The organism is Shouchella miscanthi (assembly GCF_007725405.1).
GTDB classification, from domain to species: Bacteria; Bacillota; Bacilli; order Bacillales; family Bacillaceae_D; genus Shouchella; species Shouchella hunanensis.
This window is the reverse complement of record NZ_CP042163.1, coordinates 3100779-3125958: the sequence shown is the minus strand read 5'-3', so window position 1 is coordinate 3125958 and position 25180 is coordinate 3100779. Positions and strand designations below refer to the sequence as shown.

Below are 25180 nucleotides of genomic sequence, written 5' to 3'. Positions count from 1 at the left end.
AATAGAACGAAAAGGAGTGAAACAATGTCTGACCAAATAAATAAAGAAGAACTCATACAGTACTTTAAAGAAGAAGCAACGAAACCTGTTTCTGTAGAAGATCTAGAGGAACGTTTCCAAATAACATCAAGTGAGGCATTCAAACAGTTAATTACGATGCTTAATGAACTTGAAGGAGAAGGGGAAGTGATTCGTACTCGAACGAATCGCTATGGAATCCCTGAAAAACTAAATTTAATTCGTGGCCGAGTGCAAGGTCACTCTAAAGGGTTTGCTTTCATTATTCCAGACGATGGTGATGAAGATGTATATGTACCTCAAGGGTCACTATCTGGCGCTATGAACGGTGATATTGTGTTTGTACGAATTGATGAACGGGCTAACGGTTCAAGAGCGGAAGGAAAGGTCATTCGAATTATTGAGCGCAAAGTGACTGAAATTGTTGGTGAATACAAAGAGTTTAAATCGTACGCCCTCGTTGTAGCAGACGATAAGCGGATCAGCGCCGATTTCCTTGTTATAAAAGGGAAAGAAAAGGGTGCAGTTGACGGTCATAAGGTGATTGCCACTATTACTCAGTATCCAGAAGGGCGCTTCGGTGGAGAAGTTGAAATTAAAGAAGTTCTCGGTCATAAAAATGACCCTGGTATGGACATTTTGTCAATTATTTATAAATACAGCATCCCACAAAGTTTTTCAGACGACACATTGGAACAAGCGGAAAATGTTCCAGATGTCATTGATCCAAATGATTTAAATGGACGTCGAGACTTACGTGACGAGCAAATTGTAACCATTGATGGAGCCGACGCGAAAGACTTAGATGATGCGGTTCAAGTGAAAAAGTTGCAAAATGGACATTATCTTCTAGGAGTGCATATTGCTGATGTCTCTCACTATGTGAAAGAAGGAAGCCCAATCGATAAAGAGGCATCTGAACGAGCGACGAGTGTTTACTTAGTTGATCGTGTCATACCAATGATTCCGCATCGATTATCAAACGGCATTTGTAGTTTAAATCCACAAGTTGACCGTTTAACGCTTTCTTGTGAAATGGAAATTGATCAAAATGGCGGCGTTGTGAAGCATGACATTTTCCAAAGTGTGATCAATACAACGGAACGAATGACGTATAGCGATGTCAATGACATTTTAGTAAACAAAGACGAGGCATTGCGTGAACAATACAGTGCACTTGTACCGATGTTTGAAGAAATGGAAAAGCTTGCGCAAATTTTAAGAGACAAGCGTTTTGGTCGTGGTGCCATTGATTTTGATTTTAAAGAAGCAAAAGTGTTAGTAAACAGTGAAGGTACTCCTGAAGATGTTGTGTTACGAGAACGATCCGTTGCAGAGAAGTTGATTGAGGAATTTATGTTAGCAGCAAATGAAACAGTAGCAGAACACTTCCATTGGATGAAGTTACCGTTTGTATACAGAATCCACGAAGATCCAGATGCAGAGAAATTAAACTCATTTCTTGAGTTCATTACCGGCTTTGGTTACGTTGTCAGAGGAACAGCGAACACCATTCATCCACGGGCATTGCAATCGTTATTAAAAGAGATCCATGGTGAGCCTGAGGAAACCATTATTAGCCGAATCATGCTACGTTCCATGAAGCAGGCGAAATATGATGTGAATTCAGTTGGACACTTTGGCTTATCCGCAGAATTTTATACACATTTCACATCGCCTATTCGTCGGTACCCAGATTTACTTGTCCATCGATTAATTCGAACGTACCTCATTCAAGGAAAAACAGATGCGAAAACGACTGGTCATTGGCAAGAAAAGCTACCAGGCTTAACAGCGCATGCCTCGGATATGGAACGACGTGCAGTTGATGCTGAACGTGATACCGATAATGTGAAAAAAGCACAGTATATGGAAGATAAAATTGGTGAAGTCTATACGGGCATGATTAGTGGTGTTACCAACTTTGGCTTATTTGTTGAGTTGGAAAATACAGTTGAAGGTCTCGTGCATGTAAGCTATTTAACCGATGATTATTACCGGTACGATCAAAAACATTATGCCATGATCGGAGAACGAAGTGGGAATGTCTTTCGTATTGGGGATGAGCTCGAAATTCGAGTGGTATCAGTTAATACAGAGGAAGCGTCCGTTGATTTTGAAATTGTCGGGATGAAGAAAAGAAAACCTCAAAGAGGCAAAGATCGTCCAAAAGTCATTGATGGTGGTAAACGTGTCAATAAACAGCAGAAAAAAGATCGTCCACGTTTAACAGGTGACCCTAAAAAAGATGGACAACCTAAAAGCGGGAAGCGCAAAAAGAAGCCGTTTTACGAAAATGCACCGAGTGTAAAGCGCAAAAAAGGTCGCAGAAAAAAGCGTTCATAATGACCGTTTTGTAGCCCTTTTGGCTGAAGACATCCGTCGGTTTCCTAAAGGTGCCTGCTTGAGTCTTATTTTGTTCCTCTTTACACTAATAAGGTGAAGGAGGAACAAAAATGATGAAAACAGAAGTTGGTATTGCATTCGTAAGACTTGTTGTAGGGGTGATCTTTATCGCCCACGGCTTAGATAAATTTAATGGTGGTATTGAAGGGACAGTAGCGTTTTTTGAGAGCATATCAATTCCATCACCTGATATAATGGCAGTTGTGGTAGCTTTAGTTGAGATCATTGCAGGTCTTGCACTTGTTTTAGGTTTGCTGACACGCTTGATGAGTGCTATTCTAATGATTGTGATGATTGGTGCTGTTTATATGGTGAAGTTCGATCAAGGCTTTATTGGAGGTTTTGAATTCGATCTATTATTGTTTGCTGTACTACTTTTATTTGTTATCAATGGGTCCCACTTTATGGCAGTTGATGGGTTAGTAGCAAAGAAGAAGAAGCGTCAGCGATTTGGGAGAAGATAATCATCCGTTACATGTGAGGAAGTAGGTGTATGTGTGGCTGAAACAGAAAGTAAAGTGATGGCACAAAATAAAAAAGCCCGTCATGATTATTTTATTGAAGAAACCTATGAAGCAGGAATCGTTCTTACCGGTACAGAAATTAAATCGATTCGCGCAGGAAGAATGAATTTAAAGGATTCATTCGCTCGGATAAAAAACGGTGAAGCTTATTTGCATAATGCACACATTAGTGAATATGAACAGGGAAACCGGTATAATCATGAGCCAACTAGAGCGAGAAAATTGTTGTTGCATAAAAAGCAAATTGATAAGCTCATCGGTGAGACGCAGCAACAAGGATATTCAGTTGTCCCGTTAAAAGTGTATATTAAAAACGGGTTTGCCAAAGTATTAATTGGATTAGCAAAAGGGAAAAAGAATTACGACAAACGAGAAACCTTGAAGCAAAAAGATGCTAAGCGAGAAATGGATCGAGCGATAAGAGAGCGAATGAAGGGCTAATTCGCTTCACTTGCTTTTTAACACAGATTTAGTATAATAATAAATCTAGGCGTTAAGCCTTGTATATTTTTTTATACGGGGACGTTCTGGATTCGACAGGGATAGGTCGAGCTTACGTTGCGAGTCGAGGTGCGGCCTCGTTAAAACGCATTAGCCTATAACTGGCAAAGAAAACAATAACTTCGCTTTAGCTGCATAAGCTAAGCGGTCTCTCCTCTCCATCGCCCATGTGGAGTGGTTGAGACTCACTTATAGTGGGATACGCCTTACTCCCTCCGCCTGAGGGAGTTGGAAGAGATTAATCAGGCTAGCTACACGGAAGCCTGTCTTTGGGCCGATGTGTTAGCGAAATGCTAATACAAAGACTACGCTCGTAGAAGCGTAAGTGTCGTTATCTCTGGACGTGGGTTCAATTCCCACCGTCTCCATATTGGGACAAGAACTCGAAGTAGCACTATATTGCTTCGAGTTTTTTTATACCCTTTTTAGTCAGAGTATTTTTAAAAAAGGAGTTCATCTTCCATGCATACTATATATCTCGTACGGCACGCTCATTCTCCTTACACGCCAGATGAGTGGGGTCGTCCGCTCTCAGAGAACGGTTTTGAGGATGCAAAGCGTGTGGCCGATTTTTTAGATACTGTGCACGTTGATCGGTTTATCTCGAGCCCTTATAAGCGCGCTATACAGACAATAGAGGAGGCAGCGAGGCGAAAAAAGCTACCCATTAAGACCGAAGATGCATTTAAGGAGAGGGTGCTGGCGGCAACGTCTATGCCTCATTTTGAATCAGCAATCAACGCGGTTTGGAAAGATGAGACGTTTACTCATCCAGGGGGAGAGTCAAATAAAACCGCAAGAAAAAGAGCTGTTAATGGACTTTGGAAGATTCTAGATCAAGAGAATGACTTTGCATCCATTGTCATCTCTACACATGGGAATATACTAGCACTGTTGTTAGGTTACTTCCATTCTCGTTATGATTATATGTTTTGGCAACAGCTTGAGATGCCAGATGTGTATCAAATGCTAATAGAGAAACACACAATGCTCTCATGTACAAACGTTTGGAAGAAAAAATAAAGCTAGTCAACAAGTCTTTCTATATGTATAATTATAAATAAATTAGTTTTATTATGCATTAGAAGGAGAACAACATGGAGCAATTAAACGAACAACAACAAGGTACAAACACTTATTCTGAAAAAGTACCAACTAAAAAGTCTATTCTTACGTTTCTTATACCCTCTCTATTAGGAGCACTTCTGTTTCTTGTTCCCTTTAAAATAAACGATACTTGGACTGTACTTATTGGTTATGCAGCTGGAACGATTGAACGGTCTCTTTCAGCAATGTTACCGATGTTTTTACTAGCTATTATTCTATTATCTGGTGTACTCACATTACTTGCTTGGGTAGTAAAGCCTGCTTTTATCATGGAAAGACAAGCATTAAAAGCGCTATTCTACACAAGTCTTCCATGGACGATGATACGTGTGCTCGGTGCACTCTTCGCGTTAATGGTGATGACACAATCTGGTTTCTCTATTGTCTATAGCCCTGCAACAGGTGGAACCATTTTCACTGAATTGCTTCCGGTGCTTGCGGTGTGGTCAGTAGTGATGGGTTTATTAATGCCACTATTGCTTGAATATGGTTTAATGGAGTGGTTGGGTACACTTGCGAAAAAAATTATGAGACCGTTATTTAATTTACCGGGTCGTGCTTCTGTAGATTCGTTGGCATCTTGGATGGGCAATAACATGATGAGTATTTTGATTACGATTAATCAATATGAGAATGGCTACTATACAAAGCGCGAATCAGCCATTATTGTCACGAACTTTACCATTACATCAATCGGATTTAGTTTAATCATTGCGGAAATCTTAGACTTAAGTGATCGCTTTGTTCCATTTTATTTAACAGTGCTTGCTGGTGTGTTTATCGCCGCTTTTATTTGTCCCCGTATTCCACCATTATCAAAAATGAAGCATACGTATGCTGGAGACGAGCCTGGAGTTATTAATGAGACTGCAGCTAAGGGGTCATTATGGAGTCAAGCATTCCAAAGAGGTGTTGAGAAAGCGGCACATGCCCCTAAAACGACCTCTGTGTTAAAAAAAGGAGCGTTTAATGCTCTTGATATTTGGTTTGGCATGTTACCGCTTGTTATGGCAATTGGGACCATTGCCCTTGTTATTGCTGAATTCACGCCAATATTTACGTATTTGTCTTATCCGCTTGTGCCTATATTAGAATGGATGAATATTCCTGAGGCAGCACAAGCAGCACCAGCACTACTCGTTGGATTTGCAGACATGTTTTTGCCAGCTATTTTAGGTGCTGGGATTGAGAGTGAGCTTACTCGCTTTGTCATTGGAGCGGTATCGTTAATCCAACTCGTCTATATGTCCGAGATTGGTGTTATGCTTATGCGCTCTAGTATCCCCATTTCATTTTGGCAGCTATTTGTTATTTTTATTCAACGTACAATTATTGCTATTCCAGTCGTCGTATTGATTGCCCACGTTATTATTTTTTAAAAGGAGTCATCTAGAATGTCACAAAGTTGGAACGAACTACAAGAAACCATTCCATATCGTCTTGCACCGAGTATGGCAAAAGACCATCCAAATTTACCTGTAGTGAAAGAAGAGGGGTGCTATTACTATGGAGTCGATGGGAAAACGTATTTAGATTTCACATCTGGTATTGCCGTAACGAATGTGGGTCACCGTCATCCAAAAGTCGTTGAAGCAATAAAACAAGAAGCTGATTCATTCACGCATGGCCCTATTGGCGTTATTCAATATGAATCTATTCTAAAATTGGCGAATGAATTAGCTGATGTCATGCCAGGTGATCTGGATTGCTTTTTCTTTGGAAACAGTGGTACTGAGGCCATTGAAGGTGCTTTAAAGCTTGCGAGACATGTGACAAATCGTCCGAATGTGGTCTCATTTACTGGGTGTTTTCACGGACGAACCCTTGGCGCAATGAGCGTCAGTACATCAAAAGCAAAATATAGAGCTTACCAACCTGCTCAAAATCAAGTCTATCAGCTTCCTTATTATCAGCCGGGAGAAAGCGCAGACGAAGCAATTGCAAAACTTGAAAAGGCATGCGAGACGATGTTTGCTCACTATACGTTACCAGAAGAAGTGGCTTGTTTTATCATTGAACCAGTGCTTGGTGAAGGCGGTTATATCGTGCCACCTGCTAAGTGGCTTCAGCAAATAAGGGAGATATGCAATAAGCATGGAATCTTACTTATTTTCGATGAAGTTCAAACGGGATTTGGACGAACTGGTGAGTGGTTCGCAGCACAATCCTTTGACGTTATCCCTGATATAATGGCGGTCGCAAAAGGAATTGCTTCAGGGTTACCTCTTAGTGCAACTGTAGCGAACCACACACTCATGCAGCAGTGGCCGTTAGGAAGTCATGCAACGACATTTGGCGGTAATCCAATAGCTTGTGCCGCTGCTCGAGCGACACTTCAGATAATTAAAGAAGAAAACTTGCTTGCGAATGTAAAAGAAGTAGGGAGTTACGCCGCTCAGGAACTGACTAAACTTCAACAGGCATTTCCTTGTATTGGTTCGATCCGTCATTTGGGCATGATGTTTGGTATTGAAATCGTTGATCCTGAGACAGGTCGAAAAGATGGCGATCGAGCTGCTCAGATTCTTGACCTTGCACTTGAAGAAGGTGTACTGTTTTATTTTTGTGGAAATGAAGGTGAGGTTCTTCGTATGATTCCGCCGCTCACCATTACGAAAGAACAAATTGATGAAGGGTTAGTGAAGTTAAGAAAAGCACTTCAACGTTTGAAGTAAACGGTATGACAAAATCATAGGCACGACTTTGGCTATCTTGAATATACTGCTCCTGATAGGGTGGTTAGGAGAGTGGCCTACTATGACGAATAAAACGAAGATTTGCTTTATAACGTGCGTCAATGATGAAGTGCTTTACCGACGTTCAGTTAGTCACATTGACATGTTGTATTTGCCAAGAGGCTATACCGTAGAAAAAATTGCCATTCGAAATGCGAAAAGTATGACCAGTGGCTATAATGAGGCGCTTCAGCAGTCGAATGCGAAGTACAAAGTGTATCTTCACCAAGATACAATGATTATTAATCGGATGTTTCTTCATGATTTACTGTTTCTGTTCGAAAATCACCCAAGTTTAGGGATGTTTGGTGTGATTGGCTCGAAGGAGTTACCGGAAAATAGCGTCTGGTGGGAAAGCGAACAGAAAGCGGGCAAAATACTAGAAAAACGTGAAACGTATGGTTATTTATCATTTATTGAGGCTGATTACGCATTTCAAAGCGCAGCAGTTATTGACGGGGTGATGATGGCTACCCAGTATGACCTTCCATGGGAAGAGCAGTTTGATGGCTGGCATTTTTACGATGTTAGCCAAAGTGTGCTCTTTGTGCACCATGGTTATGAAGTAGGTATTGCCCATCAACCACACCCGTGGATTATGCACGAATGTGGAGAAGAATTCGACAGCTTTGCTTATGCCACATATGTTCATCAATTTCATCTATGGAAAAACACACTTTCGACTTAAAAGAGCGAGAGTGTGTTTTTGTTTGAGCATTTTTACAAACATATACGAAGCACTAGATGAATACGATAATCATTGGAGGTGTTGTAGGTGGAACGGAGGCCGAAAAGACCAAATCGCAAAGCGGAGCAAGTCGAACAGTATTCTCGCAATAATTACAATAAACCATTGACGACTAATCAGGGAATCAACATTGCGAATGATGAGAATACATTAAAAGCAGGAGAGCGGGGCCCTAGTTTACTTGAAGACTTTATGATGCGGGAAAAGTTATCTCATTTTGATCGTGAACGAATACCGGAAAGAGTTGTTCATGCTAGGGGCTATGGAGCGTATGGAACGTTTCGCGTATATGAATCACAAAAAGCGCTGACAAAGGCTCACTTTTTGCAAGATCCTAGCATGGAGACGCCTGTATTTCTTCGCTTTTCTGAGGTGGCTGGTTCAAAAGGAGCTGCAGAGACCGTTCGAGATGTGCGTGGATTTGCACTGAAATTTTATACGGAAGAAGGAAACTTTGATTTAGTTGGTAATAATATTCCTGTTTTTTTTATTCAAGATGGGGTTAAATTTCCAGATTTAATTCATGCTGTCAAACCAGAGCCAAATAATGAAATTCCACAAGCATCAACCGCACATGATAATTTTTGGGATTTTATCGCAAATAACGAAGAGTCTGCCCACATGATGATGTGGATCATGAGTGATCGAACAATTCCAAGGAGTTTTCGGACGATGGAAGGATTCGGAGTACATACCTTTCGTCTTGTAAACGAAGCGGGCAAAGCCCATTTTGTGAAATTCCATTGGAAACCAAAAGCTGGCCTTCATTCCCTTGTGTGGGATGAATCGCAAAAACTAAGCGGCGTTGATCCTGATTTTCATCGACGGGACTTATGGAACGTCATTGAAGCTGGTGGAGAGGCAATATGGGAGCTAGGTATACAAGTGATTGAAGAAAAGGATGAGTTTTCATTTGACTTTGACATTTTGGATTCAACGAAGCTATGGCCCGAAGAAGAGATACCGGTTCGCATAATTGGTGAAATGCGCTTAAACCGTAATGTGGAAAATGTATTCGCGGAAACAGAGCAAGTGGCCTTGCATCCAGGAAATATTGTTCCAGGAATTGATTTTACAGATGATCCACTGCTACAAACGAGGCTGTTCTCCTATACAGACACACAGTTGTACCGCGTTGGTACAAATCATCAAGACTTGCCAATTAATCGCCCTATTTGTCCATTCCACAACAATCAACGTGATGGGGCCATGCGTTATATTGTTGATAAAGGAAAAGTGAATTACCATAAAAATTCACTGTGGAATAATACACCTTATGAAGTGGATCCAAATAAAGGTGGCTTCGTGACGTATCCAGAGAAAGTGAAAGGTGTTAAGATTCGCAAGACAGCGCAAAGCTTTTTAAATCATTATTCACAAGCCCGACTGTTTTGGAATAGTATGAGCAGCTGGGAAAGAGACCATATTGCAAACGCGTTTAGCTTTGAATTAGGGAAAGTGATGAGTAAATCGGTTCGGAAACAAATGATTAATCAAATTGGTCGCGTAAGCACGGAACTTGCTACGGTTGTCGCCAATCAAATTGGTGTTAATCCACCAACGACAACAGAGTCAAAAGAGAGAAGAATTTCTCCGGCTCTAAGTATGGCAAACCAACCAGAATCGGTGCAATGGTTAAAGGTAGGAGTATTGTTGACAGAGGGCTTCGACGGACCAGAGACAAAACGTGTTGTGGACCGACTAAAAAGTGAAGGGGTTCAAGTAGAATATTTAAGTGAAAAACAGGCAAAAGTGGATGGAACGAATCAGATCTCATTTATTCCTGATGCAAGCTTTCTCACTGGTTCACCGTTACTATATGATTCTATTTATGTTGCAGGAGGAAAGAATCCTGATGCGTATTCTGTTGGTCAAATGGAATATTTTATAAGAGAACAATTTGTCCATTATAAGCCAATAGGAGTTGCAAAAAATATAGAGCCCATTTTGATGAAACTAGGCATTGTAGGAAAAGAAGGTGTATTGGTTAATCAGAACGAAGACTTTCTCCAAAATTATCTTACTGCTCTTGGGAAGCAGCGTTTTTTTGCGCGAACATAAGAGGTCGTGTTTCGTAATCAGAGCGCTAGGCGAACCTTGATTGGATGTTGCGCCTAGCGTCTATTTATTATTGATACGGTAACTGTGCCTTATCCGTTGTATGCTGTTGATAGCTTTGCTGGATTTGTGTATCTTGCGTTGGTGTTAAGCCATAAAGTCCTTTACGAAACATTGTCTCGTAAAGAGAGCGTTGCATTTGCGAAGCCTCATTATTTGCTTGATGAATCGTTTGATAATACGCTTCATGACTTGCTTCATGCTCTGCAATTGAATATGAGACAGTGATGTACTTCTCTGTTGAAAGCATATCCGTAATATAATCTTGGTCCGTCATTGCTGATGTAGTCGGAATTTGAATCTTTGGATTCTGAACATGTTGCTGTTGATTCATGAGATAGCCTCCTTATTGATAAGTGGGTGGTTGATTTTGACTTTGCAGCAATTGTAAAAACTGCTCATAATGACGTTGGTGCATTTGACCAGCTTGATCAATCGCTTGCTTAATGTCTTGATCTTGGCAGCTTTGTGCAAATGCATGAGCTTTTTTGGCTGCGGTTAAATTCCAGGCCATCATATCGTTAATATAATTTAAATCTTTGCCTGTAATGACAGCCGGAGCTTCTTGCATCGTTGTTTGAGCTGTTGGTTGTTGTTGAAACTGCTGTTGTTGTTGTTGGTCCATCATGTACCTCCTTAAGAAATAACAATCACTGTTAGTATTTTGTAATGAGCTTGTTTTATACAAAAATAATGAGGAATCTGTAGAAAAATGGTATTGCAAACGCTATCATTATTCGGTATAGTGAAAGAAAGCTTATGTCACGAGCGTTTTTTTTAGCTCAAAAAATGAATGAGTATTCATTCGTTTTAGTATGAGAGGAGGATGACACGAACGATGTCACGTCACATAAAAAAAACAGCTGTCATTGGATCAGGTGTTATGGGGGCAAGTATCGCCGCTCATTTAACAAATGCAGGAATTCCTGTTTTACTTCTTGATATTGTTCCAAAAGAAAAAGAAGCAGGAGGGGCATCAGCGAGTGTTGCAACCGCTGAGAGAAAACGCGCCCGTAATCATTTAGCTGATACGGCAGTTAAAAAGCTATTAAAACAAAAGCCAGCACCACTTGCTTCAAAAAAGAATGTTGATTTAATTGAAACTGGCAATGTGGAAGATGATTTGCATCGCTTGAAGGATGTCGATTGGATTATTGAAGTCATCGTTGAAAATCTAGAAGCGAAAAAAGAATTATTTGCGAAAATTGATCGTGTTAGAAAAGAAGGTACTATTGTGTCTTCAAATACATCTGGGATTTCAATTAAAGCAATGGCGGAGGAACGTAGTGAGGACTTCAAAGCACATTTTCTTGGGACACACTTCTTTAACCCTCCACGTTACTTAAAACTTCTTGAAGTGATCCCGCTAGAGGAAACAAAACAGGAAGTAATAGAGTTTGTGCGTTCCTTCGCTGAACAGTCTTTAGGGAAAGGTGTAGTTGAGGCTAAAGATACACCGAATTTTATTGCAAACCGTATCGGTACGTACGGTTTACTTGTAACGGTTCATGAAATGCTTCGTGGTGGTTACTCAGTCGGTGAGGTAGATTCTGTTACGGGTACGCTAATAGGTCGTCCTAAAAGTGCGACGTTCCGGACGTTAGATGTAGTTGGTCTAGATACATTTTTACATGTAGCGAAAAATGTCCACGATGTTGCAACAGGGGATGAGCAAAGGATGTTTGATCCTCCTGGTTTTATGCGAGAAATGGCCGATAAAGGTTGGATTGGTGCAAAGGCAGGGCAAGGGTTCTTTCAAAAAAAAGACGGTGTGATTTATGAGCTAAACCCTGAAACAATGGAGTATCAAGAACGAAAGAAACTAAAAGCACCTTCAATTGAGAAAACGAAAACGCTAACATCCAAGAATCAAAAAATCCAAGCCGTTGTTTTTGCTAATGACAGAGCAGGTGAATTGCTTTGGAATATTATTAGTCCTGTATTACTTTACACAGCTGAAAAAACGTATGAGATTGCGAATGACGTTCTAGCCGTTGATGAAGCCATGCGCTGGGGCTTTGGCTGGAGTATGGGGCCATATGAACTATGGGATGCCCTTGGTTTTAGACAAACCGTTGAAAGAATGAAGGAGGAAAACCGCTCGATTCCGAGTTGGGTTGAAGACCTTTATAACAATGGCAAAGAAGGCTTTTATGAAGAAGGTCAATTTCTTCATGAAGGGCAACACACACCAATCCGTCAGCACGAAAAATATTTGTCGCTTCATCATTTAGTGAAAACGAATACAGTTTTAAAAAATACAGGCGCTTCTTTAATTGATGTTGGAGACGATGTAGCCTTATTGAAATTCACTTCTCCTAATAATTCCATTGGTCTTGATGTCATTCAAATGATTAATAAATCGATTGTAGAAGTGGAAAAGAATTTTAAAGGCCTTGTTATTGGAAATGAAAGCAAGAACTTTTGCGTTGGCGCCAATTTAATGATGATGCTTATGGAAGCACAAGATGATAACTTCTTTGAACTGGATTTAGTCGTGAAACAATTCCAGCAAGCAACAGCGAACATTCGTTATGCCAATGTACCTGTTGTGACAGCACCATTTCAAATGACTCTTGGAGGAGGCGCTGAAATTAGCTTACCAGCTGCAAGTATACAAGCAAGCCATGAAACCTATATGGGTCTTGTAGAAGTTGGCGTTGGTCTTATCCCAGGAGGCGGTGGTAACAAAGAGTTGTATCTGAGAAACATAGAGCGCTTTGGGGAAACGCCTGCTCAACTACAAAAAGCTGTACGCGAAACCTTTGAAACGATTGCAACAGCAAAAGTATCCACATCTGCTGCCGAAGCAAGGGAAAATGGGTTCATGAATTATCGGGACGGCATTGTGATGAATGATCTTTTTGTAAATGAAGAAGCGAAGCAAAAAGTGATTTCTCTTTACAACAGTGGCTATAAAGCACCAGTGAAAAAGAAAATTCCTGTTACAGGAGAGGCTGGTTACGCAACGTTAATGCTAGGAGCAGAAATGATGAAGTGGGGCGGCTATGCATCGGAACATGATTTAAAGATTGCAAAGAAGCTTGCTTTCGTTCTTTCTGGTGGTCGTTTAAAAGAAGGAACACTTGTGGATGAGCAGTATTTACTTGATTTAGAACGAGAAGCTTTTCTTAGCTTGATCGGAGAGCCGAAATCGCAGCAACGTATGCAGTATATGCTTGCTAAAGGAAAGCCATTACGTAATTAGGAGGGATCGTGCGTGAAAGAAGCTGTCATTGTGTCAGGTGCGCGTACGCCTGTAGGAAAGGCGAAGCGAGGTGCATTCGCCCATGTACGTTCAGATGATCTAGGAGCCACCGCAGTAAAGGAGACAATACGCAGAGCTGGAAACGTAGAACTGAATGAAATAGAAGATGTCATTATTGGTTGTGCCATGCCTGAAGCAGAACAAGGAATGAATATGGCGCGTAACTTAAGTGTGTTAGCGGGTATTCCGCAGTCGGTACCTGCTGTCACCATTAATCGTTACTGCGCATCAGGACTTCAAACGATTGCGTACGGTGCAGAGCGTATTATGCTCGGTCAAAGTAAAATTATTGTAGCTGGCGGAGCTGAATCAATGAGTATGATTCCAATTGGTGGTCACGTTGTGAAGCCAAACCCGAAGCTAATTGATGAAGCGCCTGAATATTATATGTCGATGGGGTATACAGCGGAAGAAGTCGCTCGGCAATACGATATTAGTCGTTCCGATCAAGACGCATTTGCAACTGAAAGTCACCGTCGAGCTGCGATTGCGATGAAAAATGGACATTTTGACGACGAAATCGTACCCGTTCATGTGGAAGAGCACGTACTTGGTGAAGATGGAAAAGTAAGTGTCCTTGATCGAATGGTGGCTGTTGATGAAGGCGTAAGAGCAGATACAACAATAGAGGGGCTTGCAAAGCTTAAACCAGCGTTTCAATTGAAAGGAACAGTTACAGCAGGAAACTCTTCCCAAATGAGTGACGGAGCAGCGGCCGTTTTATTAATGGAAAAAGAAGAAGCCCTTGAGCGAGGACTATCACCACTCCTTGCATTTCGAAGCTTCGCTGTTGCAGGTGTAGCTCCGGAAGTCATGGGTATTGGACCGATTGAAGCAATTCCGAAAGCCGTTCGTCAAGCTGGTTTACAGTTAGAGGATATTGGTTTGTTTGAATTAAATGAGGCATTTGCATCCCAGTCACTAGCCATTATTCGCACACTTGGTCTTGATCATGACAAAGTAAATGTAAATGGTGGCGCAATTGCACTTGGTCATCCACTTGGATGTACAGGGTCTAAACTTACCTTATCGTTAGCCCATGAAATGAAGCGAAGCGGTCAGCAGTTTGGTGTTGTGACAATGTGTATTGGTGGCGGAATGGGTGCTGCAGGGGTATTTGAACTTATTTAAATGTTGGAGGAGGAAATAAAGATGAGTGAAGCAACAGGGAATTTATTAAAAGGTGGCAGCTTTTTACTAGAAGATATTGATGCATCACACTATTTTGCACCGGAAGATTTTACAGAAGAGCAGTTGATGATTGCCCGGACAACAGAGGATTTCATTGAAAAAGATGTGAAACCGTATGTAGACGCAATTGAAAATCATGAATTCCAACACACAACACGATTACTAAAAAAAGCAGGCGAGCTTGGCTTACTCGGAGCGGATGTGCCAGAAGAATATGGTGGTATTGGGCTAGATAAGATTAGCTCATCTCTTATATCAGAGCGCTTTAGTCGAGTCGGAGCATTTGGTTTAAGTCATGGCGCTCACGTGGGAATTGGTACGCTGCCAATTGTGTTCTTTGGTTCGCATGAACAGAAGAAAAAATATTTACCGGCTCTTGCGACAGGTGAAAAATTTGCTGCCTATGCCCTAACGGAGCCAAGCTCAGGCTCAGATGCTTTAGGAGCTAAAACAACTGCTGTTTTAAACGAAGAAGGAACACATTATGTACTAAATGGAGAAAAGCAGTGGATTACAAACTCTGCTTTTGCAGATGTATTTGTTGTTTATGCAAAAATTGATGGTGAGAAATTTACAGCTTTTATTGTGGAAAAAGAATTTAATGGCGTATCTACTGGCCCTGAAGAAAAGAAAATGGGTATTAAAGGATCATCGACACGTACACTAGTATTAGAGGATGCAAACGTTCCTGTAGAAAATGTACTAGGTGAAATTGGTCGAGGCCATATTATCGCGTTTAACATTTTAAATATTGGACGTTATAAGTTAGGTGTAGGGTGCATTGGTGGAGCAAAAGTTGCACTAGAACTTGCAGCAACTTATGCAACCGAGCGTAAACAATTTAAAACACCTATTGCTTCCTTCCGTTTAATCCAAGAGAAGCTCGCGTCGATGGCGACAGAAATTTTCGCGTCAGAGAGTGCCATATATCGAACAGGTGGCTTAATTGAAGATCGATTTGCAAGTCTTTCTGAAGAAGAACAAAAAGATGGTCGTGCGGTAGCGAATGCCATAGCGGAATATGCAATTGAATGTTCCTTAAATAAATTTGATGGCTCTGAAACCCTGGATTTCGTCGCTGACGAAGCGGTTCAAATTCATGGTGGTTATGGGTTTATGGCTGAATATCAAGTAGAGCGTATTTACCGTGATTCTCGTATTAATCGAATCTTCGAAGGTACAAATGAAATTAACCGTATGCTTGTTCCTGGTACTCTCTTGCGTAAAGCGATGAAAGGGGAGCTACCGTTTCTTGAAAAGGCAACAGCGCTTCAAGAAGAATTAATGATGTTAATGCCGCAAGAAGTAGGTGATGAGCCTCTTGAACAAGAAAAGTATTTATTAGGAATGGCAAAGAAAATATTCTTGATGATTGCTGGAACTGGTGCGCAAAAATATGGCCCTGAACTCGACAAGGAACAAGAAATTCTAGCGGTTGTTGCTGATATTGTGAACGATATTTATTCATTAGAGTCTGTCATTTTGCGCACTGAGAAGGCCATTCAGAAGTCTTCAGTCGACGCACAAAATCAAAAATTATTAATGACACAAGTATTTGCACAAGAAGCCATTAATCGTATTGAAGCAAATGCGAAAAAAGCACTCGTTCACGTTGAAGAGGGTGATACACTTCGCACTATGCTGTCAATGTTAAAGAAATTAACAAGACATACACCGATTAACGTTGTAGGAAAGAAGCGAGAGATTGCCAAAGCAGTCATTGCTGAAAAGAAATTCGTAGTGTAAAAAGAGTAACACTTTTGAGGGTAATTCCTCAAAAAAAAATAAATGCTCCTCTCGCAAGGAGTGTTCTCCTCAGAAAGGAAACAGCGATTCGCTGTTTCCTTTTCAATTATGGTAAAATGTCCGTGAGGTACGAAACGATACAGGAGGAGGACAAAAAATGAGTGTAACACTATATGAATACCCGAAATGTGGTACATGCCGTAATGCGAAGAAGTGGTTGGATGCACAAAGTGTTTCATATGAAGCCATTCATATTGTGGAAAACCCACCTAGTGCCGAGGAGTTAAAAGAGCTACATCAAAAAAGTGGTTTAGAGCTCAAGGCATTTTTTAATACAAGTGGAAAAAAATATCGTGAACTAGACTTGAAAAATAAGCGAGCACATATGTCAGAGCAAGAGCAATATGAATTGTTGGCGTCCGACGGAATGTTGATTAAGCGACCAATTGTAACGGATGGCACGAAGGTTACCTTGGGCTTTAAAGAAGAACAATTTGAAACGAACTGGGCTTAAGGATACGTTCAAATAAGTTCTTCTTTTCGGAACAGTCATTTTCATGTATGATGATGGTGAGACCGTAACGATGGAGGGGACGACATGAGTAAATTACCACAAGAGCTAAAGTATTCTGAAGAACACGAATGGGTAAAAACGGAAGATGGAAACGTACGAATTGGGATTACGGACTTTGCGCAATCTGAATTAGGCGATATTGTTTTTGTTGAATTACCTGAAGTTGGGGATGAAATTGAAGCAAATGAACCGTTTGGTAGTGTAGAGTCAGTGAAAACTGTGTCAGAATTGTATGCGCCAGTAAGCGGAAAAGTCGTTGAAGTGAACGAAGACTTAGATGACTCACCAGAGTTTGTCAATGAGTCACCGTATGAAAAAGCATGGATGATCGTTGTAGAGCCAACAGATTCAAGTGAACTGGACAAGCTCATGTCTCCAAGTGAATATAGTAGCATGATTAATGAAGAAGAGTAAAAGCCTGTTTAACAGGCTTTTTTTTATTTGGCTGATCTTCCCTCGGATAGGAGCATGCTCTCGCACATACGATAATGGTAGGCGGAGAGGCCCAAGGAGGAATTTATGGAAAACGTAAATATCACTCAAAAAGTTGTCGCAAAGTATGACGGAGGTCGACTAAAGCTTTATGTCGATGGTGCAATGATCGGGGAAGTCATTGAGACAAGTCAAGGCCTTCAACATCATATGAATTCTGGCTATATCTTTGATAATGAGCAAATCTTTCAAGCGCAGAATGAAGGTTGGAATGAAGTAACTTCGTTTATTGAGGATAGTTGGCATTAAACGCTACCCTTATTAGCGGGGATTTCGTATAATTACTTAGAGAGACGAAATAACCGCTAAATGGGGACGTTGATATGAAAGTAATAACTAAGTTGTTTCATCCTTATAATCAGACTGTTCGTTCTTTTTTTCTTTCGTCGCTTTGCTTCAATACAGCTATGGGGATTTTTATCGTCATGTACCCATTTTTTGTTCGGGAATTAGGTTATGATGATCAACTAAATGGCTCGATTATAGCCTGTCAAGCAGCTGCAACAGCAATAGCGCTATTACCGGCTGGCATAATTGGTGACCGCTTTGGACGTAAGAACATGTTGTTAATTGGCGCAAGTATGTTAGCGGTCAGTTTTTTTATTCGATCAGTAGGAACCGCTGAATGGTTGTTAGTAGTAGGAGCAGGTGTAACTGGATTTTTCTTCGCTTTCTTACAAGTGTCTGCTATTCCTTTATTAGCAGAGCACTCAAAAGAAAAACAGCGAGTAAAGTTATTCTCCCTCCATGCTGCCTTAATGATGGCAGCAAATGTTTTTGGCCATTTATTTGGCGGCTTGATGACAGATGGATTGTTTGCATGGACATAATTAACGATGCTTCAAGCGATTCAAGTGACTCTGTTTAGTGCTTGTGTGTTAGCGTGTGTCGCATTTTTTCCCTTATTAAAGGTAAAAGAATCACAAAAAGTAAACAGCGTACAAGAACTAGCTGTTGCGAAATCGTACATACCGAAAAGAAGAGAATGGAAGCTCATTGGTTTATTCGCCTTCTCTAGTTTGTTAATTGGATTTGGTTCAGGACTAGTTATTCCATACTTGAATCTTTATTTTAACGATCGGTTCCATTTAAACTACTCGACAATCGGTCTTGTGTTATCGCTAGGCCAGGCCATGACAGTTATTGCCATGTTAATTGGACCAAAAGTCGTTGACCGTGTAGGGGAAGTTCGTGCAGTATTTTTACTACAAATGGGCTCTATTCCTTTTTTACTCATGACAGCATTTACAAATGTCATTTGGTTCGCCATCATCGGTTTCCTCTTTAGGCAAGCGTTAATGAATGCAGGTAATCCCATTCAAGCGGCACTTGTAATGAGATTAATTCATCCTCAGATGAGGGGGACTGCGAACTCAGTCACACAAATGGTGTTTCAACTAGGTTGGGCACTAATGGGTCCAGTTTCAATGGGAATTGTGGCAGTATATGGTGCTTACACAGGTTATGCTATTGTATTCTGTATTACTGCAGCGCTTTATGTGATTGGTTCCATTTATTTTTTCCTTGTTTTTCAAAAACAGGTAGCAGAATATGAACAATTGAATACGCTGGATACGAAAAAGCAACTGGACTTATAACGATAGACAAAGGGATTGACGGCTGGAACCCATCGTGCTATGATGCCCTTATTATATTAAAAGAATAATTCTTATCCAGAGTGGTGGAGGGACTGGCCCGTTGAAACCCGGCAACCGCAAACGTAACGTTTGAAGGTGCTAAATCCTGCAAAGCCATAAGCTTTGAAAGATGAGATGATCATAGGTAAACCTTCCTGACATCTTACAGGAAGGTTTTTTTATAATTGGAGGGAATGACTTGATTTCGTTAACGGGAATCAGTAAAACATATGCGACAAAAACAACGACTGTCCATGCTGTCGATCAAGTAGATCTGCATATTAGCAAAGGGAATGTGTTTGGTATTATTGGCTATAGTGGTGCAGGAAAAAGTACGCTCGTACGATTGTTAAACTTACTAGAAAGACCGACTACTGGAGAGGTTCTGTTAGACGGAGTTAATTTAGCTACCCTTGGAAAACAAGCGTTACGTGAAGAACGTCAAAAGATAGGCATGATCTTTCAACATTTTAATTTACTATGGTCTCGAACAGTGAAAGAAAACATTTCGTTTCCGTTAGAAGTTGCGAAAGTACCAGCAGCTGAGCGGAAAAAGCGAATTGAAGAATTAATTGATCTTGTTGGGCTACGTGGACGAGAAGATAATTATCCAGCACAACTAAGTGGTGGTCAGAAGCAACGTGTTGGAATTGCTCGGGCTTTAGCCAACAATCCAAAAGTGTTGTTGTGTGATGAGGCAACGTCTGCCCTTGACCCAAAAACAACGGAATCCATCTTAGATTTGTTAACAGATATAAATAAGAAGCTCAACTTAACCATTGTGCTCATCACCCATGAAATGCACGTGATTCAAAAGATCTGTCATGAAGTGGCTGTAATGAGTGATGGGAAAATTGTCGAGCAAGGACCAGTTATTGATGTGTTTCGTCGTCCAAAAGAAGCAATGACGAAGGAATTCGTTAAGCAAGTTGCCCATGTTCAATCGGATGAGCTAATGCTAGATGATGTTACCCTTCAAGAAGGTGAGCAAATCTTTGCACTAACGTTTATTGGGAATCCAGCAGAAGATCAACTTGTGACGGAGCTAATTCGCTCTTTTCCGATCGACATTTCAATATTACAAGGAAATATATCAAAGTTACAGCAAGGCTCGTACGGAAAGCTATATTTACGAGTTGCAGGAGAACAGGAAACAATCGTGAAGGCACTAGAATGGATACGCAGTAAGCAAGTGGAAGTGGAGGTGTTGAAGCATGCTTGATCGACTCTTTCCAAATGTTGTCTGGGAAAATCTTTGGTTAGCCACCTATGAAACGGTTTATATGACTGTCATTGCAGCTATTGCCACATTCTTTCTAGGCATTATACTTGGTTTATTTCTTTATTTGACTGCAAAAGGAAATCCTTGGGAAAACCGTTTCTTTTATACCTTTGTAGGTGCTGTTGTGAATATCTCCCGCTCGATTCCATTCATTATCTTAATTATCCTGCTTATTCCATTTACTCGTGCTGTAGTGGGAACCATGTTTGGTCCAAGTGCCGCTTTACCAGCTCTTATTATTGGTGCTGCGCCCTTTTATGCACGAATGGTAGAAATTGCGCTTCGTGAAGTTGATAAAGGGGTTGTGGAAGCATCACAAGCAATGGGTTCTTCGAATGGACATATTATCTTTAAAGTGTTGTTGCCAGAATCCATGCCTGCTTTAATCTCAGGTATCACTGTCACAACGGTGGCTTTAATTGGGTATACCGCAATGGCTGGTACAATTGGTGCAGGGGGTCTTGGTACCTTAGCGTTCCAACAAGGCTTTCAACGGACAAATACGGATGTCATGATTATGGCGACGATCGTCATCTTAGCGATTGTATTTATATTTCAAATGATCGGCGATTTCTTGGTCAATCGTTTAGATAAAAGATAAACAAAAAAGGAGAGGTTTAGAATGAAGACATTTTTGAAAACAGTAGGGATTGCAAGCGTATCGTTTGCTTTAGTCGCTTGTGGATCAGGTGATGAAGAGAACACGAACACAGGAGAGAATGGTGGAGACGAAGAAGAAACAACGATTCGTATTAGTGCTTCAAATATTCCTCATGCAGAAATTTTAGAAGAAGCAGCGCCAATCTTAGAAGAGCAAGGTATCATTCTTGATATTCAAGTTGCTCAAGATTATATTTTACCGAATATGGGGTTAGCAGATGGCGAATTTGATGCGAATTACTTTCAACACCGTCCTTATTTAGAAGATCAAATGGCAGAAAATGAAAATTTTGATTTCGCCGAAGCTGGTGCAATCCATGTTGAGCCAATCGGGCTTTATTCGCAAGACTACGATAACTTAAATGACATTCCAGATGGCGCGACGGTGATGATGAGTAATTCTGTTGCCGATCAAGGGAGAATCCTTTCGTTGCTTCAAGAAAATGGGTTACTCACACTTGAAGAAGGCGTTTCTGTTGATGCAACTGAAGCAGACATTGTGGAAAATCCGAAAAATCTAGTGTTTGACATGAGTCCAGATGCAGAATTCTTGCCTCAAGCATACCAAACAAATGAAGCAGAAGTGGTGGCAATTAATTCAAACTATGCTTTAGGCGCTGATATTTCGCCAACAGAAGATTCTATTGCCATTGAAGGCGAAGATAATCCGTATGTAAACTTAATTGTTGTTCAAAGTGGAAATGAGAACGATGAAGCAATTCAAGCCCTTGTTGATGTTTTAAGATCAGATGACATCAAGTCATTTATTGAAGAAACATATAATGGAGCAGTTATTCCTGCTGAATAACAAAGTAAAGTCCTCATGACAATTTCTCATGGGGGCTTTTTTTAATTGCTTTAGCCTCCTATTTGTTTGTATGATTAGCAGGGGGAAGAGGAGGAAAAACGGTGACCAAAAAAGATATGCGGTTTTTATGCTACCCGTACATGCGTGAAAAAGGAAGTTTAGTTGATTTTGAAATTCGCACTGATTCGCTGGCTGTACGAATTGGACAAGCAGCGGGACTAGTCGATTCGTACCCTAACGTAAAAGAGCTCTTACTTCAATTAACTGAATATGCGTATCATTTAAATGGATCTGTTCGTGGCGATCAAGCCATTGGGGAAGAAGCGTTGCGGTGGTTAAGTGATGTATATGATCAATATGAGATAGAGGTTCGAGAAGAGATTCAACAGTTTTTACTACCGCAAGGATCACAAGCGGCAAGTGCGCTTCACATTGCAAGAAGTGAAGCGAAGAAGTCTGTTCGGGCACTTCACTTTGTTCGCTTAGAAAGAGACGTGCCGACGTTATTAATGGATTACACACACCTACTAGCAAATGTCTTATTTCTTTTAGCTGTTTACATAAACAAAAAAGAAGGCGTAAAGGAAATACCGTTTACGAGTCAATCTTATCCAAAAAAAAGGGGACGTAAAGAATGAGAAAATGGCTATATTCAACAATAGCATTCACTTTTGTGTTAACGGGTTGCAATGATTCTGGAAACGAGGAAAGTGAACAACAAGAAGAGACAGGTTATACAGTGGAAGATGCACGTGGAATGGAATTGACGTTTGATGTGCCTCCTGAAACGATTATTTCAATTTTGCCTAGTAACACAGAAATTATTTTCGCTTTAGGGCAAGGAGATAAAGTGATTGGTGTATCGGATACAGATGTTTATCCGGAAGAAGTGACTGAAATAGAAGTCGTTGCTGAGTATGAAAATCCATATGTTGAACGGATGCTTGAACTGGACCCTGATCTTATTATTGGGTATGACTATGGTTCAAATGAGATGGCACAGCTAAATGATGTCGGCTTACCTGCCTTTGCTATTGATTCCGCACAAACGATGGCTGACATTTTTGAAGATATTCAAACCATTGCTGATGTGCTTGCTGTTCCTGAAGAAGGAGAACGATTAATTGCAGAAATGAAAGCTGAATTTGATGAAATCGCTGAAGCCGTTGCAGATGTTGAGAAGCGTTCTGTTTATTTTGAAATAAGTCCATCTCCAGATATTTGGACGCTAGGTGCAGGTACATTTCAACATGAGATGCTTGAAATCGCAGGGTTAGAAAATGTATTTTCAGACGTTGAAGGCTGGACGAGTATTAGTGACGAAGAAGTGGTTGAAAGAAATCCAGAACTTATTTATACAACTGTGAATTATACCGACGATCCACTTGAAGACATTCGCCAGCGGGATGGTTGGAGTACGATTGAAGCCATTCAACAAGATCAATTAGAACAGATGCCGCCGGATATTATGGATCGTCCGGGTCCGAGAATCGCAGAAGCAACAAGAGTTTTAGCCGAAACCGCTTATCCTGAAGCGTTTGAATAAAATGTGTATGCCTTTTATGATTCCGCTCATACTACCTTTATAACAAATAAAGGAGCGAATGACGTGAATCGACAAGGACATACATCAACGGAACATCATATGATGGTTTATAAAAAAGGCGTGGGATCATTTGAAGAGAAGATGCCAATCTTTGCTGAAAAGTATAATGACTTTACAGAGCAGTGCTTTAAAGAAGGGGCTATTTCAAAAAAACATAAGCAACTAATGGCCCTTGCAATGAGTATTCATGCTCAAGATGAATATTGCATTATTTATCATACAAAAGGATGTATCGATAACGGTTGTAGTGAAGAGGAGTTACTTGAAGCGGTTTCGGTTGCAACGGCATTTGGTAGTGGGGCGGCGCTAAGTCAAGGAGCGACACTTGTTCAAGAAGCCTATCGTGAACTTGATAATCAAGTACAATAAGGAAGAAAACAGTAGCATTTCTAAGATGGAGATGTTTGATTTGAATGGAACCGGGAATACGAAGGGAGAGTAGCCAATTTGCTACTCTTTTTCTTTTGAGGAAGAAGACAATGATTGGTACACTTATTCTATCGGGTAAAAAGAGAAACCGTTTTAAAACAAGAGAGGATGAGAGACAATTTCGAACATGCGACTTTCCTACACAAGTGAAATGGAAAAAGGATTACAACAAAGACATGGTGTTAGCTACGCCGAGTATGAAAGCAGCTTAGACAAACGCCTGCAAATCGAACGAGAGCGAACAAAAGAACATGATGCGTGTAATCAGCTTGTTCAGTCTATCCAGTCACACACAAGTTAATAGCCATAACACGAATTTAAAGAGCCTTATGCTTTCCGCGTAAGGCTCTGTTTTAAATGAGGTTGATATTTCTAACTCGGTCTTCTTGAAGTATAGGAGTATTTGTTATAAAATTAGAATGAGAATAGATTGATAATCATTAAAAAAAGCATGCAAGTCTGTTTGAATAAGCAGGCTTGCTTAATTCATGGAGGGAATACACATGTCTGTACCTAACTTAAAGATTGAGAATTTACACGTCTCTATTGACGATAAGGAAATCTTAAAGGATTTTAATCTAGAAATTAACGGTGGAGAAATCCACGCCATTATGGGACCTAACGGAACAGGTAAATCAACACTTGCTTCTGCCATTATGGGTCATCCTAAATACGAAATTACGAGCGGTTCTGTCACAATGGATGGCGAAGATGTACTTGAAATGGAAGTGGACGAGCGTGCTCGCGCTGGTATGTTTTTAGCGATGCAATATCCAAGTGAGATTAGTGGTATTACGAATGCGGACTTCATGCGTTCAGCCATTAATGCAAACCGTGAGGAAGGCGACGAGCTATCTTTGATGAAATTCATCCGTAAAATGGACGAAAAAATGGATGTTCTTGACATGGATCAATCTTTTGCGCAGCGTTACTTAAACGAAGGTTTCTCAGGCGGTGAGAAAAAGCGTAATGAAATTCTGCAATTGCTTATGCTAGAGCCGCGCATCGCGATCCTGGATGAGATTGATTCTGGTTTAGATATTGATGCGTTAAAAGTTGTATCTGAAGGTGTAAACCAAATGCGTGGTGAAAACTTCGGTTGCTTAATTATTACTCACTATCAACGTTTGCTTGACTACATCACGCCAGATAAAGTACACGTTATGATGCAAGGTCGTATTGTAAAATCTGGTGGAGCAGAGCTTGCTGAGCGTCTTGAGGCAGAAGGATATGACTGGATTAAAGAAGAGCTTGGAATTGAAGATGAGCGAGTTGACGCTGGTCAAGAAGCGTAATTCAGTTAACAAAACTGCTTTTAACGATAAAACAG

General features: G+C 40.6%; 25 protein-coding genes, 1 other RNA gene, 1 pseudogene and 1 riboswitch. Of the genes and pseudogenes, 25 read left to right on the top strand and 2 right to left on the bottom strand.

Annotated features, from left to right (window positions below; all coding sequences use genetic code 11):
* Positions 1-24: 24 nt before the first annotated feature.
* From rnr to FPV17_RS15850, 9 genes are all read left to right on the top strand, one after another.
* Entirely contained in the window at positions 25-2364 is a 2340-nt protein-coding gene (rnr, locus tag FPV17_RS15890; protein WP_144559434.1) for a ribonuclease R, read from the top strand.
* Between the two features lie 110 nt (positions 2365-2474).
* Positions 2475-2888 (top strand): DoxX family protein, encoded by a 414-nt coding sequence (locus FPV17_RS15885; RefSeq protein WP_144559433.1) that lies wholly within the window; start codon positions 2475-2477, stop codon positions 2886-2888.
* Between the two features lie 33 nt (positions 2889-2921).
* Positions 2922-3389: an SsrA-binding protein SmpB gene (gene smpB, locus FPV17_RS15880; protein WP_035394583.1), complete on the top strand. Its 468-nt coding sequence runs from the start codon at positions 2922-2924 to the stop codon at positions 3387-3389.
* 77 nt (positions 3390-3466) lie between these two features.
* Positions 3467-3820: a transfer-messenger RNA gene (gene ssrA, locus FPV17_RS15875) on the top strand.
* A gap of 91 nt (positions 3821-3911) precedes the next feature.
* Entirely contained in the window at positions 3912-4472 is a 561-nt protein-coding gene (locus FPV17_RS15870) for a histidine phosphatase family protein (RefSeq protein WP_144559432.1), read from the top strand.
* Between the two features lie 74 nt (positions 4473-4546).
* The gene (locus FPV17_RS15865; RefSeq protein ID WP_035394582.1) at positions 4547-5935 is read left to right on the top strand and encodes a YjiH family protein; all 1389 of its coding nucleotides are present in this window, start codon (positions 4547-4549) and stop codon (positions 5933-5935) included.
* Positions 5936-5950: 15 nt separating this feature from the next.
* Entirely contained in the window at positions 5951-7231 is a 1281-nt protein-coding gene (locus FPV17_RS15860; protein WP_035394581.1) for an aspartate aminotransferase family protein, read from the top strand.
* Positions 7232-7313: 82 nt separating this feature from the next.
* Positions 7314-7979, top strand: coding sequence for a glycosyltransferase family protein (locus tag FPV17_RS15855; RefSeq protein ID WP_035394579.1), 666 nt, complete (start codon positions 7314-7316; stop codon positions 7977-7979).
* An 87-nt stretch (positions 7980-8066) separates the two neighbouring features.
* A complete protein-coding gene (locus FPV17_RS15850; RefSeq protein WP_144559431.1) occupies positions 8067-10100 on the top strand; it encodes a catalase in 2034 nt (677 codons plus the stop codon).
* 67 nt (positions 10101-10167) lie between these two features.
* On the opposite strand, the gene FPV17_RS15845 is transcribed toward FPV17_RS15850, so the two are convergent.
* Both FPV17_RS15845 and FPV17_RS15840 read right to left on the bottom strand, forming a co-directional pair.
* Positions 10168-10491 carry a spore coat protein gene (locus tag FPV17_RS15845; protein WP_035394578.1) on the bottom strand — a complete coding sequence of 108 codons (324 nt, stop codon included), beginning with the start codon at positions 10489-10491 and terminating at the stop codon, positions 10168-10170.
* Between the two features lie 12 nt (positions 10492-10503).
* Positions 10504-10782, bottom strand: a complete 279-nt coding sequence (locus FPV17_RS15840; RefSeq protein ID WP_144560510.1) for a YvdQ family spore coat protein — start codon at positions 10780-10782, stop codon at positions 10504-10506.
* Positions 10783-10995: 213 nt separating this feature from the next.
* Here FPV17_RS15840 and FPV17_RS15835 point away from each other — a divergent pair, with 213 nt between their 5' ends.
* The 16 genes and pseudogenes from FPV17_RS15835 to sufC all read left to right on the top strand — a co-directional run bounded on the left by FPV17_RS15835 (position 10996) and on the right by sufC (position 25145).
* Positions 10996-13365 carry a 3-hydroxyacyl-CoA dehydrogenase/enoyl-CoA hydratase family protein gene (locus FPV17_RS15835; protein ID WP_144559430.1) on the top strand — a complete coding sequence of 790 codons (2370 nt, stop codon included), beginning with the start codon at positions 10996-10998 and terminating at the stop codon, positions 13363-13365.
* 12 nt (positions 13366-13377) lie between these two features.
* A complete protein-coding gene (locus FPV17_RS15830) occupies positions 13378-14556 on the top strand; it encodes an acetyl-CoA C-acetyltransferase (protein WP_144559429.1) in 1179 nt (392 codons plus the stop codon).
* Positions 14557-14577: 21 nt separating this feature from the next.
* Positions 14578-16362, top strand: a complete 1785-nt coding sequence (locus tag FPV17_RS15825) for an acyl-CoA dehydrogenase FadE (protein ID WP_144559428.1) — start codon at positions 14578-14580, stop codon at positions 16360-16362.
* A gap of 157 nt (positions 16363-16519) precedes the next feature.
* Positions 16520-16876 (top strand): arsenate reductase family protein, encoded by a 357-nt coding sequence (locus FPV17_RS15820; RefSeq protein WP_035394573.1) that lies wholly within the window; start codon positions 16520-16522, stop codon positions 16874-16876.
* An 84-nt stretch (positions 16877-16960) separates the two neighbouring features.
* On the top strand, positions 16961-17350 hold the full coding sequence (gene gcvH, locus FPV17_RS15815; protein ID WP_035394572.1) for a glycine cleavage system protein GcvH: 390 nt from the start codon (positions 16961-16963) through the stop codon (positions 17348-17350).
* Between the two features lie 105 nt (positions 17351-17455).
* Positions 17456-17677, top strand: a complete 222-nt coding sequence (locus tag FPV17_RS15810) for a DUF2553 family protein (RefSeq protein WP_035394571.1) — start codon at positions 17456-17458, stop codon at positions 17675-17677.
* Between the two features lie 74 nt (positions 17678-17751).
* A pseudogene (locus FPV17_RS15805) lies at positions 17752-19026 on the top strand (MFS transporter).
* A gap of 68 nt (positions 19027-19094) precedes the next feature.
* A riboswitch (SAM riboswitch) is annotated at positions 19095-19202 on the top strand.
* Positions 19203-19264: 62 nt separating this feature from the next.
* Positions 19265-20287 carry a methionine ABC transporter ATP-binding protein gene (locus FPV17_RS15800; protein ID WP_035394569.1) on the top strand — a complete coding sequence of 341 codons (1023 nt, stop codon included), beginning with the start codon at positions 19265-19267 and terminating at the stop codon, positions 20285-20287.
* Positions 20280-20948: a methionine ABC transporter permease gene (locus FPV17_RS15795; RefSeq protein WP_035394568.1), complete on the top strand. Its 669-nt coding sequence runs from the start codon at positions 20280-20282 to the stop codon at positions 20946-20948. Before FPV17_RS15800 ends, FPV17_RS15795 begins: the two co-directional genes overlap by 8 nt.
* 21 nt (positions 20949-20969) lie before the next feature.
* Positions 20970-21815: a MetQ/NlpA family ABC transporter substrate-binding protein gene (locus tag FPV17_RS15790; RefSeq protein ID WP_144559427.1), complete on the top strand. Its 846-nt coding sequence runs from the start codon at positions 20970-20972 to the stop codon at positions 21813-21815.
* 116 nt (positions 21816-21931) lie between these two features.
* Positions 21932-22453 carry a cobalamin adenosyltransferase family protein gene (locus FPV17_RS15785; RefSeq protein WP_144560509.1) on the top strand — a complete coding sequence of 174 codons (522 nt, stop codon included), beginning with the start codon at positions 21932-21934 and terminating at the stop codon, positions 22451-22453.
* The gene (locus FPV17_RS15780; RefSeq protein WP_060703723.1) at positions 22450-23361 is read left to right on the top strand and encodes an ABC transporter substrate-binding protein; all 912 of its coding nucleotides are present in this window, start codon (positions 22450-22452) and stop codon (positions 23359-23361) included. Before FPV17_RS15785 ends, FPV17_RS15780 begins: the two co-directional genes overlap by 4 nt.
* Positions 23362-23460: 99 nt before the next feature.
* Positions 23461-23790 carry a carboxymuconolactone decarboxylase family protein gene (locus FPV17_RS15775; RefSeq protein WP_144560508.1) on the top strand — a complete coding sequence of 110 codons (330 nt, stop codon included), beginning with the start codon at positions 23461-23463 and terminating at the stop codon, positions 23788-23790.
* Positions 23791-23900: 110 nt separating this feature from the next.
* A complete protein-coding gene (locus tag FPV17_RS22025) occupies positions 23901-24062 on the top strand; it encodes a hypothetical protein (RefSeq protein WP_186370630.1) in 162 nt (53 codons plus the stop codon).
* Positions 24002-24151 carry a YuzK family famiily protein gene (locus tag FPV17_RS22630; RefSeq protein ID WP_496196956.1) on the top strand — a complete coding sequence of 50 codons (150 nt, stop codon included), beginning with the start codon at positions 24002-24004 and terminating at the stop codon, positions 24149-24151. The genes FPV17_RS22025 and FPV17_RS22630 overlap by 61 nt, the downstream gene beginning before the upstream one ends.
* A 202-nt stretch (positions 24152-24353) precedes the next feature.
* Positions 24354-25145 carry a Fe-S cluster assembly ATPase SufC gene (gene sufC, locus FPV17_RS15770; protein WP_035394565.1) on the top strand — a complete coding sequence of 264 codons (792 nt, stop codon included), beginning with the start codon at positions 24354-24356 and terminating at the stop codon, positions 25143-25145.
* The last annotated feature ends 35 nt before the right edge of the window (positions 25146-25180 follow it).

What these genes read in the sequence shown, in the direction of transcription:
- rnr (WP_144559434.1), top strand. Translation starts at nt 25, where the DNA reads ATGTCTGACCAAATAAATAAAGAAGAACTCATACAGTACTTTAAAGAA.
- FPV17_RS15885 (WP_144559433.1), top strand. Translation starts at nt 2,475, where the DNA reads ATGATGAAAACAGAAGTTGGTATTGCATTCGTAAGACTTGTTGTAGGG.
- FPV17_RS15870 (WP_144559432.1), top strand. Translation starts at nt 3,912, where the DNA reads ATGCATACTATATATCTCGTACGGCACGCTCATTCTCCTTACACGCCA.
- FPV17_RS15865 (WP_035394582.1), top strand. Translation starts at nt 4,547, where the DNA reads ATGGAGCAATTAAACGAACAACAACAAGGTACAAACACTTATTCTGAA.
- FPV17_RS15860 (WP_035394581.1), top strand. Translation starts at nt 5,951, where the DNA reads ATGTCACAAAGTTGGAACGAACTACAAGAAACCATTCCATATCGTCTT.
- FPV17_RS15855 (WP_035394579.1), top strand. Translation starts at nt 7,314, where the DNA reads ATGACGAATAAAACGAAGATTTGCTTTATAACGTGCGTCAATGATGAA.
- FPV17_RS15845 (WP_035394578.1), bottom strand. Translation starts at nt 10,491, where the DNA reads ATGAATCAACAGCAACATGTTCAGAATCCAAAGATTCAAATTCCGACT.
- FPV17_RS15840 (WP_144560510.1), bottom strand. Translation starts at nt 10,782, where the DNA reads ATGGACCAACAACAACAACAGCAGTTTCAACAACAACCAACAGCTCAA.
- FPV17_RS15835 (WP_144559430.1), top strand. Translation starts at nt 10,996, where the DNA reads ATGTCACGTCACATAAAAAAAACAGCTGTCATTGGATCAGGTGTTATG.
- FPV17_RS15825 (WP_144559428.1), top strand. Translation starts at nt 14,578, where the DNA reads ATGAGTGAAGCAACAGGGAATTTATTAAAAGGTGGCAGCTTTTTACTA.
- FPV17_RS15820 (WP_035394573.1), top strand. Translation starts at nt 16,520, where the DNA reads ATGAGTGTAACACTATATGAATACCCGAAATGTGGTACATGCCGTAAT.
- gcvH (WP_035394572.1), top strand. Translation starts at nt 16,961, where the DNA reads ATGAGTAAATTACCACAAGAGCTAAAGTATTCTGAAGAACACGAATGG.
- FPV17_RS15810 (WP_035394571.1), top strand. Translation starts at nt 17,456, where the DNA reads ATGGAAAACGTAAATATCACTCAAAAAGTTGTCGCAAAGTATGACGGA.
- FPV17_RS15795 (WP_035394568.1), top strand. Translation starts at nt 20,280, where the DNA reads ATGCTTGATCGACTCTTTCCAAATGTTGTCTGGGAAAATCTTTGGTTA.
- FPV17_RS15790 (WP_144559427.1), top strand. Translation starts at nt 20,970, where the DNA reads ATGAAGACATTTTTGAAAACAGTAGGGATTGCAAGCGTATCGTTTGCT.
- FPV17_RS15785 (WP_144560509.1), top strand. Translation starts at nt 21,932, where the DNA reads ATGCGGTTTTTATGCTACCCGTACATGCGTGAAAAAGGAAGTTTAGTT.
- FPV17_RS15780 (WP_060703723.1), top strand. Translation starts at nt 22,450, where the DNA reads ATGAGAAAATGGCTATATTCAACAATAGCATTCACTTTTGTGTTAACG.
- FPV17_RS15775 (WP_144560508.1), top strand. Translation starts at nt 23,461, where the DNA reads ATGATGGTTTATAAAAAAGGCGTGGGATCATTTGAAGAGAAGATGCCA.
- FPV17_RS22025 (WP_186370630.1), top strand. Translation starts at nt 23,901, where the DNA reads ATGATTGGTACACTTATTCTATCGGGTAAAAAGAGAAACCGTTTTAAA.
- FPV17_RS22630 (WP_496196956.1), top strand. Translation starts at nt 24,002, where the DNA reads ATGGAAAAAGGATTACAACAAAGACATGGTGTTAGCTACGCCGAGTAT.
- sufC (WP_035394565.1), top strand. Translation starts at nt 24,354, where the DNA reads ATGTCTGTACCTAACTTAAAGATTGAGAATTTACACGTCTCTATTGAC.